14 protein-coding genes are annotated in these 17,540 nt (G+C 65.5%); 10 read left to right on the top strand and 4 right to left on the bottom strand.

Features of this window, described 5'->3' with window-relative positions:
* Window positions 1–587: 587 nt before the first annotated feature.
* The 3 genes from VLA65_RS18405 to VLA65_RS18395 all read left to right on the top strand — a co-directional run bounded on the left by VLA65_RS18405 (window position 588) and on the right by VLA65_RS18395 (window position 5,117).
* Window positions 588–872: an HU family DNA-binding protein gene (locus VLA65_RS18405; protein ID WP_184739845.1), complete on the top strand. Its 285-nt coding sequence runs from the start codon at window positions 588–590 to the stop codon at window positions 870–872.
* 106 nt (window positions 873–978) lie between these two features.
* Window positions 979–3,144, top strand: a complete 2,166-nt coding sequence (locus tag VLA65_RS18400; RefSeq protein ID WP_332603332.1) for a cytochrome c oxidase assembly protein — start codon at window positions 979–981, stop codon at window positions 3,142–3,144.
* Window positions 3,144–5,117, top strand: a complete 1,974-nt coding sequence (locus tag VLA65_RS18395; protein ID WP_332603331.1) for an NHL domain-containing thioredoxin family protein — start codon at window positions 3,144–3,146, stop codon at window positions 5,115–5,117. The genes VLA65_RS18400 and VLA65_RS18395 overlap by 1 nt, the downstream gene beginning before the upstream one ends.
* 37 nt (window positions 5,118–5,154) lie before the next feature.
* Here the strand turns inward: VLA65_RS18395 and VLA65_RS18390 are convergent, their stop codons facing one another.
* Both VLA65_RS18390 and VLA65_RS18385 read right to left on the bottom strand, forming a co-directional pair.
* Window positions 5,155–6,147, bottom strand: coding sequence for a hypothetical protein (locus VLA65_RS18390; RefSeq protein ID WP_253257532.1), 993 nt, complete (start codon window positions 6,145–6,147; stop codon window positions 5,155–5,157).
* Between the two features lie 112 nt (window positions 6,148–6,259).
* Window positions 6,260–7,954, bottom strand: a complete 1,695-nt coding sequence (locus VLA65_RS18385; RefSeq protein ID WP_332603330.1) for a helicase HerA-like domain-containing protein — start codon at window positions 7,952–7,954, stop codon at window positions 6,260–6,262.
* 75 nt (window positions 7,955–8,029) lie between these two features.
* On the opposite strand from VLA65_RS18385, the gene VLA65_RS18380 reads away from it, so the two are divergent.
* Complete coding sequence (locus VLA65_RS18380) at window positions 8,030–8,608, top strand: DinB family protein (RefSeq protein WP_332603329.1); 579 nt, start codon at window positions 8,030–8,032, stop codon at window positions 8,606–8,608.
* Between the two features lie 2 nt (window positions 8,609–8,610).
* Here VLA65_RS18380 and VLA65_RS18375 read toward each other — a convergent pair whose 3' ends face one another.
* Both VLA65_RS18375 and VLA65_RS18370 read right to left on the bottom strand, forming a co-directional pair.
* Window positions 8,611–9,132: a GNAT family N-acetyltransferase gene (locus VLA65_RS18375; RefSeq protein WP_284991114.1), complete on the bottom strand. Its 522-nt coding sequence runs from the start codon at window positions 9,130–9,132 to the stop codon at window positions 8,611–8,613.
* 56 nt (window positions 9,133–9,188) lie between these two features.
* Window positions 9,189–11,174: an FAD/NAD(P)-binding protein gene (locus tag VLA65_RS18370; RefSeq protein WP_332603328.1), complete on the bottom strand. Its 1,986-nt coding sequence runs from the start codon at window positions 11,172–11,174 to the stop codon at window positions 9,189–9,191.
* A 266-nt stretch (window positions 11,175–11,440) separates the two neighbouring features.
* Here VLA65_RS18370 and VLA65_RS18365 point away from each other — a divergent pair, with 266 nt between their 5' ends.
* The 6 genes from VLA65_RS18365 to VLA65_RS18340 are packed head-to-tail and all read left to right on the top strand — an operon-like array spanning window position 11,441 to window position 17,537.
* Window positions 11,441–12,520: an amino acid ABC transporter permease gene (locus VLA65_RS18365; RefSeq protein WP_332603327.1), complete on the top strand. Its 1,080-nt coding sequence runs from the start codon at window positions 11,441–11,443 to the stop codon at window positions 12,518–12,520.
* Window positions 12,517–13,356, top strand: coding sequence for an amino acid ABC transporter ATP-binding protein (locus tag VLA65_RS18360; protein ID WP_284991119.1), 840 nt, complete (start codon window positions 12,517–12,519; stop codon window positions 13,354–13,356). Before VLA65_RS18365 ends, VLA65_RS18360 begins: the two co-directional genes overlap by 4 nt.
* A gap of 12 nt (window positions 13,357–13,368) precedes the next feature.
* The gene (locus tag VLA65_RS18355; RefSeq protein WP_284991120.1) at window positions 13,369–14,367 is read left to right on the top strand and encodes an ABC transporter substrate-binding protein; all 999 of its coding nucleotides are present in this window, start codon (window positions 13,369–13,371) and stop codon (window positions 14,365–14,367) included.
* Window positions 14,364–15,524: an LLM class flavin-dependent oxidoreductase gene (locus VLA65_RS18350; protein WP_332603326.1), complete on the top strand. Its 1,161-nt coding sequence runs from the start codon at window positions 14,364–14,366 to the stop codon at window positions 15,522–15,524. Before VLA65_RS18355 ends, VLA65_RS18350 begins: the two co-directional genes overlap by 4 nt.
* On the top strand, window positions 15,508–16,353 hold the full coding sequence (locus tag VLA65_RS18345; protein ID WP_284991122.1) for a DUF1684 domain-containing protein: 846 nt from the start codon (window positions 15,508–15,510) through the stop codon (window positions 16,351–16,353). Before VLA65_RS18350 ends, VLA65_RS18345 begins: the two co-directional genes overlap by 17 nt.
* On the top strand, window positions 16,350–17,537 hold the full coding sequence (locus VLA65_RS18340) for an LLM class flavin-dependent oxidoreductase (protein ID WP_332603325.1): 1,188 nt from the start codon (window positions 16,350–16,352) through the stop codon (window positions 17,535–17,537). Before VLA65_RS18345 ends, VLA65_RS18340 begins: the two co-directional genes overlap by 4 nt.
* Window positions 17,538–17,540 lie beyond the last annotated feature (3 nt).

Raw genomic sequence — 17,540 nt, 5'->3', positions numbered from 1 at the left:
CATTCACCGGCCAGGCCCCGACACACCGTGTCGGGGCCTGACCCACTTAACACACCCCAACACACGACACACGAGCCAACCCCCGCTCACCTATGACCCGGTTTCCCCGGACCCCCGCCCACCTATGGCCCGGTTTCCCCGGACCCCCGCTCACATATGACCCGGTTTCCCCGGACCCCCGCTCAGACATGCGGGTTCCACGGCCCACGCCCGCCCACATGATGTGAGCCGGCATCCGACCGGAACCCGGCAGATGTGAGCGAGCGTCCGCCCGGAACCCGGCAGATGTGAGCGGGCGTCCCGCCAGGAGCCGCCACATGTGAGCCGGCGTCCCGCCAGAACCCGCCATACGTGAGCGAGCGTCCGCTCAAAACCCCCTATAAGTGAGCGAGCGTCGGGGGTTCGGGAGTTCGCCCGCGGCGGAATTGACCCCCAAAAGCGCCCGAAATAGGGTGAATTTGGTCAAAAAAGCGCGGAAACACGCGGAATTTGCTGGCCGAGTCCTCCCAAGCTGGTAAGTTTTCGAACAGTGGCTCGCACGCATGCCGTGTGTGGGCTCCAAAATCGTAAAGTCCAGGAGGACACAAATGGCTAAGAACCGTAGCGAACTGGTTTCCGAGGTAGCTGGCAAGGCTGGCACCAGCCAGGCTGCAGTCAACTCCGTGCTCGATGCCCTGTTCGAAGTTTTCGAGACTTCCGTCGCCGCTGGCGAGAAGATCACCATTCCGGGCTGGCTCGCCATCGAGCGCACCGACCGCGCAGCTCGCACGGGCCGCAACCCGCAGACCGGCGAGACCATCCAGATCGCCGCTGGCCACAGCGTCAAGCTGACCGCCGGCTCCAAGCTGAAGGCAGCTGTCGCCAAGAAGTAAGACACTTCGGCGAACGCCTAGGAAAGGCGGCAACCTGCGGGTTGCCGCCTTTCTGCTTTAACCCGCTCGATTCGCCGCGCCGCCGACGTTAGCGGACAATGGATAGGTGCCATCAGCCAAAACTCCCTCCACTGCCCCCTCGCCCGCTTCCAAGCCGGGAACGAAGGCAGGCGCTGCCGTGGAGGGGATCTCCCTACCGTGGCAGCTTGCGGGCTTCGCTGCGCTCTTCCTGGCTCTAGCGGGCGCATTGATCTTCTCCGGCGCCTCGGCCGCGCGCCAAGTCTCTGACCCGGGCGCCTTGGTGCGTTGGGGGCTGCCCGTCGCCAAAGCCATTCACAACGTCTCCTTGGCGACTGTGATCGGCGGGCTGATCTTCGCCGTCGTCATCCTTCCCAAGCACCTGTCCCGATCCAGGGGCGATGACGCCCCGGAACACCCGGCGTTCGCGCGTGCGTTGGCCGTAGCGGCAGCAGCAGGCGCTGCCTGGACGCTCTCCGCCGTCGCTGTCCTTGTGTTGACGTACTCGGATGTGGCCGGGCAGAGCCTCTCGGGGGACGCGCAGTTCACTGCATCCCTCGTCTACTTCATGACGGACATCCAGACGGGCCAGGCGTGGCTCGCCGTGACGATCATCGCTGCGATTGTCACGACGGCGCTGTTCGGCGTCCGCTCGCTGGCGGGACTAGCGCTGACGCTCGTCCTGGCCCTGGGCGGACTAATCCCGAGTGCGCTGATCGGGCACTCCGCGAGTTCCAACGACCACGAGGGCGCCATCAATTCGCTCGGCCTTCACTTGGTGGGCGTGTCCACCTGGGTGGGCGGCATCATCATGCTTGCGGTCCTCTCGAGCCTCCTGCGAGGTTCCAAGGCAACAGGCACCAAGGACATTACTGAGCAGACCCTGCGCCGGTTCTCCGCGTTGGCCGGCTTCGCCTTCGTGCTGGTCTTCGCTTCGGGCGTCGTGAACGCGAGCATTCGTGTGACCAGTTTTTCGGCCTTGGTTGGCACCCCCTATGGGCAGATCATCCTGGCGAAAGCGCTTGCCACCGTTGTCCTCGGCGGCATCGGTTTCATGCACCGCCAGTGGGTGATCCCGCAGCTGGGCCGCAAGTCGATGACCACGCGCCGCGTGCTGTGGCAGCTGGTGTTGGTTGAACTTCTGGTGATGGGCGCCACGTCGGGACTCGCCGTCGCGCTGGCCAGTTCGGCACCGCCGCTGCCCACCACCTACGCGCCCGACGCCTCGCCGGCCTTCATCCTGTCCGGTTACGAGCTGCCGCCCGAACTGACGCCCGCGCGATGGTTGACCGAGTGGCGCTTCGACTGGCTTTGGGTGGCTGTGGCCCTCTTCGGCGCGGCGAGCTACATCCTTGGCGTGGCCAAGGTCCGTCGCCGCGGTGACTCCTGGTCGTGGTTCCGTGCGGTGAACTGGATGATCGGCCTGCTCGTCCTGACCTACATCACGTCCGGGCCGCCGTCGGTATACGGCCGCATACTGTTCTCCGCCCACATGGTGGACCACATGGCGTTGACGATGGTGGCGCCGCTGTTCCTGGTCCTGGGTTCCCCGGTGACGTTGGCATTGCGGGCCCTGCCGTCGCGCGGCGAGGGATCACGCGGAGATGGCTCCCGTGGCCTTCGTGAATGGCTCCTGGTGTTCGTGCACTCGAAGTTCTCCCAAGTGGTGACCCACCCACTCTTCGCCGCGGCGAACTTTGCCGGTTCGATCGTCCTGTTCTACTTCTCGGACGCGTTCGGCTGGGCGATGCGTGAGCACGTGGGCCACGAACTGATGAACCTGCACTTCCTGCTCACCGGGTACATCTTCGTCCTCACCATGATCGGCACGGACCCGCTGCCGCGTCGTGCGCCCTACCCGATGCGGCTGCTTCTCTTGCTCGCCACGATGGGCTTCCACGCCTTCTTCGGCGTATCCATCATGGGAGGCACTGGACTGCTCGCCGCCGATTACTTCGGCAACCTCGGCCGGACCTGGGGACCATCGGCTTTGCTCGACCAGCAGACAGGCGGCGCCGTGGCCTGGGGAATCGGCGAAGTTCCCACCTTGCTGGTGGCGATCGGCGTCGCGGTCATGTGGTCGCGTTCGGATGAGCGGGAGACCAAACGCACCGACCGGGCGGCGGACAGGAATAACGACGCCGACCTGAATGCTTACAACGATATGTTTGCGCGGCTTGCAGACCGCGATGCGAAACTGATTGATCGGGACTCCAAGCAGCCCGAAGGCAAGACCAACCTGGAAGGACGCTGATGAGCGAAACCGTACGCACCCAATTGCGTGTCCGCGCCTCTGAACTGGTGGGCCGTGGCTGGCTCAACACCGGTGGGAAGGCCCTGGACCTGGAAGCGCTGCGCGGCAAGATCGTGCTGTTGGACTTCTGGACGTTCTGCTGCATCAACTGCCTCCATGTCCTGGATGAGCTGCGCCCCCTCGAGGAGAAGTACTCCGACGTCCTGGTGACGGTCGGCGTGCACTCTCCCAAGTTCGAGCACGAGGCCGATCCCGTGGCCCTCGCTTCCGCCGTCGAGCGTTACGAAATCCACCACCCCGTCCTGGACGACCCCGAGCTCGCTACGTGGAAGGCCTATACGGCCCGCGCCTGGCCGACGCTGGTGGTTGTGGACCCCGAGGGCTACATCGTGGCGCACCTTTCCGGTGAGGGCCACGCAGACGGCCTTGCGGTGCTCCTCGAGGAACTCGTGGCCGAGCACGAAGCCAAGGGGACCCTTCACCGCGGCGACGGCCCCTACGTGGCTCCCGTCCCGACGTCGGGCACCTTGCGCTTCCCCGGCAAGGCGACCCAGCTGGACAACGGCAACTACCTGGTGGTCGATTCCGGCCACCACCGTTTGGTGGAACTTCGTCCTGACCTTGAGACGGTTGAGCGTGTCATCGGCTCCGGAACCAAGGGTTACCTGGATGGTGCGGCGGAAATCGCGCAGTTCAACGAGCCGCAGGGCGTGGCGGTGCTCCCGTCGTCGCTGGCTTGGCAGCTTGGCTACGAAGCAGTGGTCGCGGACACCGTGAACCACCGCCTCCGCGGCGTCACGCTCAGCTCGGGCTACGTGCAGACTGTTGTCGGCAACGGCGTGCAGCGCCTGCTCGACGCCGGCCCTGCCCGTGTGACGGAAAGCGGTGCCGGCGTTTGGGCTGAACACCCCGACGGCGGTCCGGCTGACTTCGCGGCCGACGCACTCGACGTCGGGGTACTTGGTGTGGGGACCGGGGTGTCCCTGTCCTCGCCGTGGGACGTGGTGTGGAGCGAGAAGCTGCAGCGCGTTGTCATCGCGATGGCCGGCACGCACCAGATCTTCGCCTTTGAGCCTCTCAGCGGCGAGGTATCCATCCTGGCCGGCTCGGGCCTTGAAGGTTTGCTTGACGGCCCCGCCGAGGAAGCCTGGTTCGCCCAGCCTTCCGGCCTGGCCGTCGATGCGGATGACAACATCTGGGTGGCCGACTCCGAAACCTCGGCGCTGCGCCGGCTGGTCGTAGGCGAATCAGGTGTGACTGTTGAGTCGGCCGTGGGCAAGGGCCTGTTCGATTTCGGTTTCCGCGACGGCGAGGCCACGGAAGCCCGCCTGCAGCACCCCCTCGGCGTCACAGTGCTCCCCGATGGCTCCGTGGCCGTCGCAGACACCTACAACGGTGCCGTTCGGCGCTACGATCCCGCCACGAAGGCAGTGTCCACCCTGGCGAGGGGACTCGCCGAGCCGAGCGACGTCGTCGTGGTCTACCCGGAAGGCGGCGAACCGCTGCTGGTGGTGGTGGAATCAAACAAGCACCAACTGGTCCTTGTTCCCATCCCCAAGGAAGCCCAGCAGGTGGACGAGGGAGCATCCCAGACGCAGCGGCCCAAGAGCCCCGTGGCGCCGGGAAACCTGGAGCTCACCGTGCGCTTCACGGCCCCGACGGGACAGAAGCTCGACGACCGCTGGGGCGACCCCACGCAGTTGAAGATCTCGTCGACCCCGCCTGAGCTGCTGCTTTCCGGCGGTGGCACGTCGGTAGGGCTGCTGCGGACCGTCGAGCTGTCCGCGGACGTTCCGGAGGGAATCCTCCACATTACGGCCCGCGCGGCTGCGTGTGATGGCCCGGAAACCGAGGACGGCGAAATCCCGGATCACGCCGCGTGCCACCTCTACCAGCAAGACTGGGGCATCCCCGTGGTCCTGCAGGCCGACGGCGACTCCGAGTTGGTGCTTGACCTGCGCGGGATGGACTAGGCAGGGGCTGGCTGGACCGGGCGGGCCGCAGCCGAACCTAGAAGCTGACCAGCGGCGTGACCGTGATGGTGTCCGCGCCTATGTCCAACCGTGTGGTGAAGCTGAAGTCGTGAACGGCACTGAGGTCGCCGACCAGTCCGCTGAAGAGGTCGATTTCGCGGGCGGTTACCTTGGCCTTGCCGTTGAGGGGCGCCACGACCCACTGCCCGTTAAAGGGGTCGATGCTGACCTTGGGGTACTCCGTGATCTGCCACTTGATGGTCCCGTCCACCACCCGGCTGTTGGTCACGTGGTAGAACGGGCAATCGGGCTGAAGCTTTTGCTGCTTGGTGGCATCCGCGGCGCAGGTGTCCAGGAATTCCTTGACCTTGTCGCTCACCACCTTGATCATGGCGTCGGTGGGCTTGGTCAAAAGGTTGAGGGGCGCCTGCGGCAGGGCGCCTGTGGTCACTGACGTGCTGGTAGTCGGCGCCGAGAAGTATTTGCCGGCGAGGCTGGCTTCGTATTGGCCGGGGTAAAACACGGCAAAGCTGTTGCGGCCGTTGGGCAAGTTTACCGGGACGCCGTTCAGGGTGGCCTCGTTGGCGTTCACCACGGTGACCTCGATGGTCGGCAAGGATGACGGCACGAAGGACCACTTGCCGAAGAACAGCCACTCGGTGCCCGTCCGTTCCAGGAGGAAGTCCGAATGCAGCGCCTTGCCGTCGATCTGGTAGTCCATGGGGACCGTCACCCGGTTTCCGCCACGGGATTCGGCGTTGCCGAGTTTGATATCAGTGATCTTCGACGCCGCCGTCTGCAGGGCGGTACCGTCCAGCATGGCCGCATTGGCGTTGGGCACGGAGGCGTGCAGGAGTCCGAGGGCTTCCCCGCCGTGCCCCTGCTGGAGGGCCGACAGGTAATCGCGCACTTGCTGCTGGGGGCTGGCTATGGAGTTGCTCACCAGGTTGATGGAAACGATCGCAGCGGCCACAGCAAGCATCAGACCGAGCAGCCACCCGGCCGCGGTCTTGACCAACGCTTGACTCAACTGCACGCCCTTTACGTTACCCGCCGGTTCCGCAATACCCCGGCATCCTTCCCCTCCCGTGACATCTGGACACGCATTTGGGAAGAGTCCGACGGCGGGTGGCAGCTCCGTTTCAGCGGCGCCGGCGCGATGAGGTTCCGAACACTCCGCGGAGCAATTCCCGGCCGAGTTGCGTGCCGAAGGACCGTGCCATGCTTTTGATTCCGCCGCCGAGCGCACCACCCAGGACGCCCGCGAGATCGCCCATCATGCCGTCGCCGCCTTGCTGCGGAGCCGGTGTTTGGACCGGCGCGGGTGCGGGCGGCCACGCTTCGGAGCCTGGTAGCGGGCGGCTGCTGGGACGGCCAAGGATTTCTTCCTCTATCCTGCGGGCTTCGGCGTCCACGGATCGAGGATCAACGGAGGCTGGTACCGGTGGCCGACCTGGTGCGGCTTCTCCGGTGGAGGGCGCGGTCCCTTTGTCAGTGAGTTTCTCGTAGGCCGAAATGTTGTCCACGGCCGTGCCGTACTTCGGCAGCAGCGGGGAAGCGGCGATGGTGCTGCGGATCAGTTCGTCCGTGCTGGGTCCCATCACGGATTCCGGGGCACGCAGCTTGGTCAGCGCCACGGGCGTGGGCGCGCCCTTTTCGTTCATGACGGTGATGACCGCTTCGCCGATACCGGCGGAAGTGAGGGTTTCCTCAAGGTCGTAGTCGCTCACCGGGAACGTGGACACGGTGGCCTTGAGGGCTTTGGCGTCCTCCGGGGTGAATGCGCGCAGGGCATGCTGGACCCGGTTGGCAAGCTGACCGAGGACGGCGGCAGGGACATCCTTGGGTGTCTGGGTGACGAAGAAGATCCCGACCCCCTTGGACCGGATGAGCCGCACAGTGGTGGTGATGGCTTCGAGGAAGGCCTTGGATGCGTCGGAGAAGAGCAGATGGGCTTCGTCGAGGAAGAACACCAACTTGGGCTTGTCCAGGTCTCCTGCTTCGGGCAAGTCTTCGAAAAGGTCCGCAAGCAACCACATCAGGAACGTCGAGAACAGCATGGGTTTGGTCTGGAGCGTGGGAAGTTCAAGGCAACTGATCACGCCGCGGCCGTCCGGGGCTGTGCGGAGGAGTTCTGCGGTGTCGAACTCCGGCTCGCCAAAGAACTTCTCCATGCCTTGGGCCTCGAGGTTGACGAGTTCGCGCAGGATGACGCCGGCCGTGGCCTTGGAGAGTCCGCCGAGGTCTTCGAGTTCAGCCTTGCCCTCATCCGAGGTCAGGAACTGGATGACGGCCCGCAGGTCTTTAAGGTCGATCAGTTCCAGTTTTTTCTGGTCGGCGAAATGGAAGATCAGCTGCAGGCTGGATTCCTGCGTGTCGTTGAGTTCCATGATGCGCGAGAGCAGGATGGGGCCAAACGAGGTGATGGTTGCCCGGACGGGAACGCCGTTGCCATCCCCGCCCAATGAGAGGAACTCGACCGGAAAGGCCTTGCCTACCCACTCTTGGCCGAGGCTTGCGGTGCGGGCCGTGAGTTTCTCGCTGGCCGTCGCCGCGGTGGCGAGTCCTGAAAGGTCTCCCTTGATGTCCGCCAGGAAGACGGGGACGCCGGCCGTGGACAGCTGTTCGGCCATCATGTGCAGGGTGACGGTCTTGCCGGTGCCTGTGGCCCCGGCCACCAAGCCATGCCGGTTCATCATGGACAGCGGCAACCGGACTTGGGCCTCTTTGTGGACTTCGCCGTCGACGATGGCGGCACCCAGCTCGATCGTGGGCCCATCGAGGGTGTATCCCTGCTGGATCGTGGCAAGTTTTTCAGCTGTTGTTTTCTTGGCCATGCGCATAGCCTAGTGGTCCAGGGCCGCGGTGTGGCGGGAAAGTTTTGCCGTGCTCCGCAACGGTATAGTGCCCGGATGGATGACAAAGCGGTTCTGCTCAAATATCTGCGCGCCCGTCGCGGCGAGCTCATCGCCAAGCTCGACGGACTCGACGAGTACGACGTCCGCCGGCCCATGACCCCCACCGGCACCAACCTCTTGGGACTGGTCAAGCATGTGGCCAGTGTGGAGCTTGGGTATTTCGGGGAGGTCTTTGGCCGGCCGAGCGGCCGGGATCTACCGTGGTTTGCCGACGATGCCGAACCTGACGCGGACCTGTGGGTTCCGCAGGAAGAGAGCAGGGAAGAGATCATCGAACTGCACCGCTTCTCGGCCGGGCACAGCGATGCAACCATCGAATCGCTCCCACTCGACGCTCCGGGGGAAGTGCCGTGGTGGCCGGAAGAACGCCGACGCGTGACGCTCCATCAAATCCTGGTGCACATGTGCGTCGAGACAGCCCAGCACTTGGGGCATGCCGACATACTTCGTGAGCTGATCGACGGCTCGGCGGGGAAAGGTCCGGGGGACCTGAACCTGTCGCAGCGAACCACCGAAGAATGGGCCGATCACCGCGCCCGGATCGAAGCCGCGGCGCGCCAGGCTGTGGGGTAGGCTCACGCCTCGATGGGCGCCAAGTCCTTCGAGAACGCCAGGTGCTTGATCTCTTCCGGATCCGCGTCGACGTCGAACAGCGGGGTGTAGCCCGTGGCCAGGTACAGGTTCTTGGCTTCGGGCTGCCGCGGACCGGTGGTGAGGTAGATGCGGCGGTAGCCGCGGCGGGATGCCTCGGCTTCCAGTTCCGCGAGGACAACCCGGGCCAGTCCTCGACGGCGGTGCGCCGAATGCGTCCAGATCCGCTTGAGCTCCGCCGTGCGGGAGTCGTAGCGGCGGAAAGCCCCGCCAGCCACGGTTTCCCCGTTCTCCTGCAGAATGAGCAGCGCGCCGTGGGGTGCGGCAAACTCGCCAGCCGGGTACCTGTTGAGTTCCTCGGCCGCGCCTCCGCTGCCGAAGAGGTCGCCGTAGCGCGTGGTGTATTCGACGGCGAGTTCGTCCAGGAGGGGCTTGACGCGGGGATCGCGCATGGGCAATGTCAGGACGGAAAGGCCCGACGGCGGCAGGGTCGGCGTTGTTGTCATGGCTTACCTTTCGTGAATGTCCCCAACTAACTCGCAGTTGTTGTCGTTATGGAGCGTCAAAACGACAACAACTGCGAGTCAGTTGGGTGGGCTGGTCTGGTTGGGTGGACGGAGCTGGTTGGGTGAGGGGCGGAGAGTTCGGCCAGGAGGCGGCGGGCCAGGGCGTCGTTCTCGCGGAACGGCGCTGCGTTGGTGCCGGGCCGAGCGAACGCGCCAGCGCCCCAACCCGAGGTCCAGGGTCCGACGGCGAAAAGCCCCGCCTGCCGCACGCCGTCGGCAGCTAGGACTTCGTGCGAACCCGAGACCAACAGCTTACCGGTGGAGTGGGGACCGTCCGAGGTGAGGAGCGACTGTTCGGTGCCCCAACCGACGTCGTGCAGGTCCGCCAGCGCGGGGTTGGCCGATCGCGCCACCGACGGCGACGGCAAGCGGGCCTCGATGTACGCCGCCGCGTCCACCACCACGGGCGATTGGAAGGAACCGGCCACGAACCGCCCGCTGGCCTCGTCCGGGCGCACCCACATGCCCGGACCCAGGAACTGCAACAATCCGGCCCGGTGCAGGGCAAGGATTTCGCGCAGCCGGTGCGGCGGCGGGCCGGAATCCACGAAGCTGAAGAAGCCGTGCCACCAACCATGCACCGCTTGTTGGGAGCGCGAATTGAGCCGCTCCTGAGGGACCAGCCGGCCGAGTTCCATGTAGACCCGGAGCAGGGCCGTGAACAAGGCCAGGGTTTCCGAATGGTCGCGACTCGTGCGGAGCTTGAGGTCGCGTTCAATGTAGTTCGCCACTGATCTCTGCACCGCGGCATGGTCCGCGAAGGCGCAACCGCTGAACGGTTGGTCCAGGGCCTCGAGGTCGAGACGGAGGGCCGGGTCCGGGACCGCCGAGGCCACGAGGTTTTCGCGTTCGCGGCTGTACCAATCCAGGGCATCGAAGCGCGCCGAAAATTCGTCCCAGCCGCCGTGGACGCGTTCCGGATAGCCGGTGAAGAGCTCGCGGTAGTAGGCGTAGCCGGCGTCTTTGGCGATGAGGGGCCACAGCTGGGTACGGAAATCCAGCTCCTCGTGCGCGGCGAGCAGCAACTCCACGGCGTCCGCGGTGAAGTACCGGGGTGCGCCGACGGGTTCGCCGCGCAGGGTGGAGGAGATCTTGGAGTGGTACGGCACTCCGCGCCGGGAGCCTGCCCAGAGCCGCGGTTCGGCGCCGGACGGCACATAGTCCAGGCCGCCGTCGGGCCTGTCTTCGAAGCGGCCGCCACGGCCCTCGAACAAGAGCACCAACAGATCCACGAACGCCAGCCCCATGCCCGAAACCAGGACGTCCTGGCCGGGTGCGATCGCCGAATAGTCGACGTCGGTGGTGTACGACGGCGCCGCGTGGAACCCGCCGTGCCGGGCGGCGAACTCGGCCAACCGCGCCGATTCCGGCTCGGCGCGGGAGTCCGTGTGGCCCAGCGTGTACACCACGAGGTCAGCCTCCAGCACCCCGCCAGAAGCGAGCCGCACGCGGTACTTCGCACCGCCGTCGGGCCCTCCCGGACCCTCCGGAGAGTGGCGTTCGACGGCGGTTGCCGTGTCCCGGTGGACCGTCACCGAAACGTCCGGGCCGAGTGCCGCGACGGCCCGGCGGAAGAACCACTCGAGGTACTTGCTCTGGAGCTGCCGGCTAGGAAACGAGGCCGGTGTCAGCACCCGGAGCTGCTCGAGGAGGTGGGCTTCCAACTCCGGGACGTCGCGGATGGAACCGTCGAGCACGCCCGTTGCCCATGTGGCGAGGCCCGGACCGTCAACGGAGGGACCGTCGCAGGCCACGGAGTTGTCGGTGAACATCGTGACGTCCGCGGCCGTGGAGTTGAGCAGTAGTCCCGGGCTCTGGTCATAGCGCCAGATCCTCCCGGAACCGGGTTCGTACGGCTCGACGACGTGGATGGAGAGGGGCCCGTCGAAGAGGCCGGACCTGTTGGCCGCGAGCCGTTCGAGGATGCCGGCTGAGCGCGGGCCACCGCCAATGAACACGATCGTGGGGGCGAAGGGCGGCATGGCAACTCCTGTTGGCGGTGGCTGGTGGTACCCGAGCCTAGGGACCCGGCGGGCCCTCGGTCGAGGCCCGGGTAACGGCCGTTCACCACGCGTCACGGTGCGTCAACAAGCGCAAAGAACGGACTCATATGGCTCCGTATGAAGCCGCGCGAAGCGCGATGAATCCCCATGAAGAAGTGCAAAAACCTGCCTTGCAGCCGCTTCGGGAGCGCCCCTAGATTGGCAGCCATCCGATAGCCAACAACCCATACGAAGCGAGGTGGCGCATGAGTTCAGCAGCAACCACAGTGGCGCAGTCCGCACAGCAATCTGCACCGGAACCGGCGCCCGCCAGCGCCGTCACGGAAGGCCCGACGCCGGCCGCCGGGCCGGGTGCCGCCGCCCGGAGTGCAGCCGAGGGTGCTGCCGCCCCGGGTGCCCCAACCGACTACTCCGGCTACAAGCTGGTCCCGGCCCGGCATCCATGGCGCTGGGTAGGCACGGTTGTGGTGGCGCTTGGCGTCGTGGCGGTGGCCTGGTCCCTCGCGACGAATCCGCGCTGGGAGTGGGGCGTGGTGGCGCAATGGTTCACCGCGCAGTCCGTGGTGAACGGCCTCGTGGAGACACTCAAGCTGACGGCCATCTCCGGCGCGCTCGGCTTTGTCCTCGGTTTCATCCTGGCCCTCATGAGGCTGTCGGCCTCGCCCCTGCTGCTGTCGGTGTCCTGGACGTTTTCCTGGATCTTCCGTTCCACTCCCTTGTTGGTGCAGATGCTGCTTTGGTACAACCTTGGCTACCTCTACGAGAAAATCAGCTTGGGCATACCCTTCACGGATATCCGCTTCTTCGAGGTCCAGACCACCACGCTCATCAGCCAATTCGCTGCGGCAATCCTGGGCCTGACCCTCAACCAGGCGGCGTACTCGGCGGAGATCATCCGTGGCGGCATCCTCTCGGTGGATCAGGGCCAGCTCGAGGCAGCCGCGGCCCTAGGCATTCCGGCGTGGCGACGCTCCACCAGGATCGTCTTGCCGCAGGCCATGCGGGCCATCCTGCCTACCGCTTTCAACGAGATCATCGGCCTGGTCAAGGGCACCTCAATCGTCTACGTCCTGGCCTATTCCGAGCTCTTCTACACCGTGCAGGTCATCTACAACCGCACCCAGCAAGTCCTTCCGCTGCTCCTCGTGGCGACCCTCTGGTACGTCGCCATTACCTCGGTCCTGAGCGTCTTCCAGTACTACATCGAGCGGCATTATTCGAAGGGCGCCGTCCGCAACTTGCCGCTCACTCCGCTGCAGAAGGCAAGGAAGTTCTTTGCCACCCACGCACCCGTGAACCTTGACCGAGCGAAGGACGCCCGATGAGCACCGCTGCTTTTCCCGCTGAGAGCCCGACGACGGCGGCGCCAGCCGCCGCTGCAACCCGCGGCCACGTGGAAATCACCAACGTCCGCAAGTCCTTTGGGGGAACGGAAGTCCTCAAGGGTGTGTCCCTGACGGTGCCGCCAGGCGGCGTCGCCGTGATCGTGGGACCCTCCGGCTCGGGTAAGTCCACGCTTCTGCGGACTATTAACCACTTGGAAAAGGTGGACGGCGGGTACATCACCATCGACGGCCAATTGGTGGGTTACCAGGTCCGCGGAAACAAGCTGCACGAACTGCGCGAAAAGGACATCCTCAAGCAACGCACGGACATCGGCATGGTGTTCCAGAACTTCAACCTGTTCCCGCACCTCACCGCGCTGGAAAACGTGACGGAAGCACCCGTCGTCGCGCTCCACCGGAACAAGGCCGAAGCGCGCAAGCGCGGGCTGGAACTCCTGGACCGCGTGGGCCTCAAGGACCGGGCCGACGCCTATCCGCGGCAGTTGTCCGGCGGCCAGCAACAGCGCGTTGCCATCGCCCGGGCGCTTGCCCTTGACCCTAAGATCCTGCTCTTCGACGAACCGACGTCGGCGCTCGATCCGGAGCTGGTCAACGAAGTCCTGGACGTCATCCGCGAACTCGCCACCTCCGGCACCACGTTGATCATCGTCACGCACGAAATGGGCTTCGCCCGCGACGTCGCAGACATCGTGGTCTTCATGGATCAGGGCCAGATCGTTGAGCAAGGCAGTCCCCAGGAGATCTTCGCGAATCCCCGTGAACCCCGGACGCGGAGCTTCTTCTCCAAAGTCATCGAACCAGCTTTCAACATCTGAGGAACCAACCCAATGCCACGCATCAAAACCAGGCTTCTCGCGCTCGCGGTGCTGCCCGCCGTCGTACTCCCGGCGCTCGCCGGGTGCTCCGACCCCGGTGCCTCCGCGGCCGGGGCCAGCCCGTCGGCGAGTGCCGCCCGCAACGGCGTCGTCTACAACACCTCGCCCGAGCAGAACCGTATCCGGGCGCAGAAGGATCCCGCCGCGGCAGCCGCCGTGCCGGCCGCGATCGGCAAGGACGGCAAACTGACCGTTGCCACCACGGCCGGGTCCATCCCGCTGTCCTTCCATGCGACGGATGACAAGACCCCGATCGGAGTCGAGGTGGACATCGCCCAGCTCGTGGCCGACAAGCTGGGCCTCGCACTGGACGTGCAGGTCACCTCCTGGGAGAACTGGCCGCTCAAGACGCAGTCGGGCGATTTCGAAGCGGTCTTCTCGAACGTGGGCATCAATAAGGACCGGGTGAAACTGTTCGACTTCTCCACCTACCGCGCCGCGTACATGGGATTCGAAGCCAAGAAATCGTCCACGTACAACATCAAGGGTGCGGACGACATCTCCGGGCTGAAGGTCTCGGTGGGCTCGGGCACCAACCAGGAGAAGATCCTCCTGGCCTGGAACAAGGACCTGGAATCCCGTGGCAAGGCTCCGGCAACACTGCAGTACTACTCCTCCGACGCCGACACCATCCTGGCGCTCTCCTCGGGCCGGACGGACCTGAACATCGCGCCCTATCCGTCCGTCTCCTACCGCGAGAACACGCGGGACGACCTGAAAGTGGTGGGCAAAGTCAACGCTGGCTGGCCTTCAGAGACCCTCGTCGCGGCCACCACCCTCAAAGGCAACGGCCTGGCTCCGGCCATCACGGATGCCCTGAATTCGGCGATCAAGGATGGCTCCTACGGGAAGGTCCTGGACCGCTGGGGCCTTTCGCAGGAAGCCTTGCCGGAATCGAAGACCGTGACAGAGGCAAACTTCGGGAGTGCCCAGACAGGGAAAACACAGTGAAGTTCCAGGTACTCGACATCATTCCGCACCTGAAGAACCCGCTGACGGGAGAAATCGTCTCGACGGCCGAGCGGCTCAACCAAGTGGTGCAGACTGCGCGCCGGGCCGAGGAATTGGGTTTCGATAGTTTCGCTGTGGGGGAGAGGCATGCCGGTGAGTTCATCTCATCGTCCCCGACGACGGTCCTCGCCGCCATCGCGGCGGTCACCAACCGTATTCGATTGCAGACCGGCGTCACCGTCTTGTCGGTGCTCGATCCCGTGCGGGTGGCCGAAGACTACGCCACGATCGATCAGCTGAGCCGGGGCCGCCTGGAACTCGTGATCGGCAAGGGCAACGAAGTGCTGCAATATCCGTTGTTCGGGCTCTCCCTCGATGATCAGTGGGAGCTGCTCGCCGAAAAGTATGGCTTGTTGCGGAGGCTGTGGCGTGAAGAAAACGTCACCTGGTCCGGCCGTTTCCGGCCCGCATTGAGCGAAGCGACGACGACGACGCCGCGACCGTTTGCGGGTTCGCCGCGGATTTGGCACGGCTCGGCTACAACCCTGACCTCGGCTGCCCTCGCCGCCCAGTGGGGCGATCCACTTTTCACGGCCAACGCCATCCAGCCTCGCGAGAACTACAAGATCCTGATCGACCACTACCGCGAGGAATACGAACGCCACGGCCACGATCCTCGGCACCAGTACCTCGGTTCGGGTTCCGGCGCAGGCGGCGTGTTCGTCGCGGACACCACGCAGGAAGCCAAGCGCCAGTTCGGGCCTGTTTATGAGGCCTTGACCGCTGGACGCAACGTCCCGGGCAACAATTCGCCGTTCCGGGACATCGAGCATGCCGTGGCTGAAGGGCCAGCACTGGTGGGCAGTCCGGAACAGGTGATCGACAAAATCCTGAGCTACCACTCGCTCTACGGCCACGATCTTCAGTCCATTTCCTTGCCCACCACGTTGCCCTTCGAGCAGCAGCTGGAGATCCTGGAGCGGTTCGCGCTCGAGGTCATCCCGGCCGTCCGCGCCGCCGCGCCCACCACCTTGTGGGAACCGGCGGATCCCTTTGGTGGCCGCCCGGAATTCGCTGGCGCCACGTCACCGGACGCTTCCGGAACTGTCACCACAGATCATGCAAACCACAGGAGGAATCATGCCTACGCCCACTGAAACGGCTACGTCCACCACTGCGGCCTTCACCGCCGCCTGGCAGGAATGGCACGCCGAGCACGAGCGTCACCGGGCCGATCCGCACGGATTCCTCGCTGTCACCCATCTGCACTGGCTTGGTTCCGAAGCTGCTCCGCTCGACGGGGTGCCCGGCGCCTGGAGTGTGGAGAACGACGTCGTCACTGTGGTTTTAGGACCAGGCGAAAGCCTGCTTCGGGACGGCCGGGAACTCAACACCGACGCCGCCGGGGCCACCGTCGTTTTCGGCCCCATCGCGGAACGAGACGGCCTCAACCTCAACGCGGGGGACACGGTCGTCGAGCTCGCCAAGCGCGGCGGCGAGTACATCGTCCGGCCGCGGCACCCCGGGAATCCGCTGCTCAACGAATACCGCGGAACGCCCGCATACGCACCGGATGCATCGTTCGCGGTGAACGGTACGTTCGTGCCGTTTGAGGTTCCCCGACCGACCACAGTGGGGGCCGCCGTCGAGGGTATCCAGCACGTCTACGAGGCGCCCGGCGAGCTCCACTTCAACCTCGCGGGCCAGGACTTGGTGCTCACGGCCTTCAACGGACATGCGCCGGGCACACTCTCGGTGCTGTTCACGGATGCGACGTCGGGCAAGACCACCTACGCGGCCAATCGCTCGCTCACGGTGACCCCGGAATCGGACGGCTCCGTGGTGCTCGACTTCAACCGTGCCGTCAACTTGCCGTGCGCCTACACGGACCTTGCCACGTGCCCGCTCCCACCCTCGGAAAACCGGCTGAGCGTGGCCATCGAAGCCGGCGAACAGATCCCTTACGAAAGGCAGGAGCAGCAATGAGCGGCATCTCCCGTCCGGGCCAGCCCGGATTCCTGGCCTTGGAGCTCGACGGCGACGGCGCCCACCCCGCGGCCTGGCGCAAAGCCCGGCATGCCCCGGATGAGTTGCTGAACGGTTCGCGGATCCGGAACACGGTGCTGGCGGCGGAATCGGCCGGGATTCATGTGGCGACGTTCGCTGATGGGTCTGGGACTGACGGCTCCGGCGCTGGCGGGCGAGATGTTGCAGGCCGCCTGAACGCCCTTCAGCGCGCCGCGTTCGCGGGTCCCGTCACGAGTTCCATCGTGCTGGTACCGGAAGTGGACACGGTCTACACCGAGCCGTTCCACATCTCCACTCAGCTGGCGAGCTTGGACTATGTCTCGGGCGGACGGGCGGGTTGGCTCGTCGCGGCGAGCGGCTCCGCGGAGGAGGCTGCCGCCGTCGGGCGTTCATTTGTTGAAGGTGCCGCCTTGGCGCAGGAGGCCGCGGCGTCGGTGGAAGTGAGCCGGCGGCTTTGGGATTCCTGGGAGGACGACGCCGTGATCCGCGACGTCCCCACCGGTCGGTACTTTGACGTGGACAAACTGCACTACATCGACTTCGAGACGCCGGCGGATTTCGCAGGGGCCGGGTATTCCGTGAAGGGTCCCTCCATCATTCCGCGCCCGCTGCAGGGGCAATTGCCCGTGGTTGCCCAGGCTGGCTTGCTTCGTTCGGACGCCGACGTGGTGCTGGTGTCCGCTCCGACGCCTTCACTTCTCGCCGAGGAGGTTGCGGACGTGCGTGCCCGGACCGCTGTTGGGGGCGGCCCGGCTGTTGGGGGCGGCCCGTCGGTAGTGGCGGAGCTCGACGTCGTCCTTGACTCGCGTGGGCAAAGCGCCTCCGCGCGGCTCGCCGAACTGGACGCGTTTACTCCGTGGACCAGTTCCCGGGCGCGCTTCGTCGGCACGGCGGCGGAATTGGTCGACTTCCTTGCCGGGTTGCTGGCCGTGGCCGACGGCGTAAGGCTGCATCCGGCTGTGCTGGACGTGGAGCTCGAGGAACTGGCGCAATTGGTCCTGCCCGAGCTTCGTCGCCGCGGGGTGCTGAAGCCTGTTGCGCAGGGCGGCACGTTCCGGGAACTGCTGGGTCTTGAACGGCCGCTGAGCCGGTACGCGAGCGTGGGCGCGGCGGGCGCCGCCGTCGTTGGCTTGGAAAACTGAGGA

Source organism: Arthrobacter sp. S2(2024) (assembly GCF_036662515.1).
Classification (GTDB): domain Bacteria; phylum Actinomycetota; class Actinomycetes; order Actinomycetales; family Micrococcaceae; genus Arthrobacter.
Note: the sequence above shows the minus strand (reverse complement) of the source record. Positions and strands in the feature narration are given on the sequence as shown.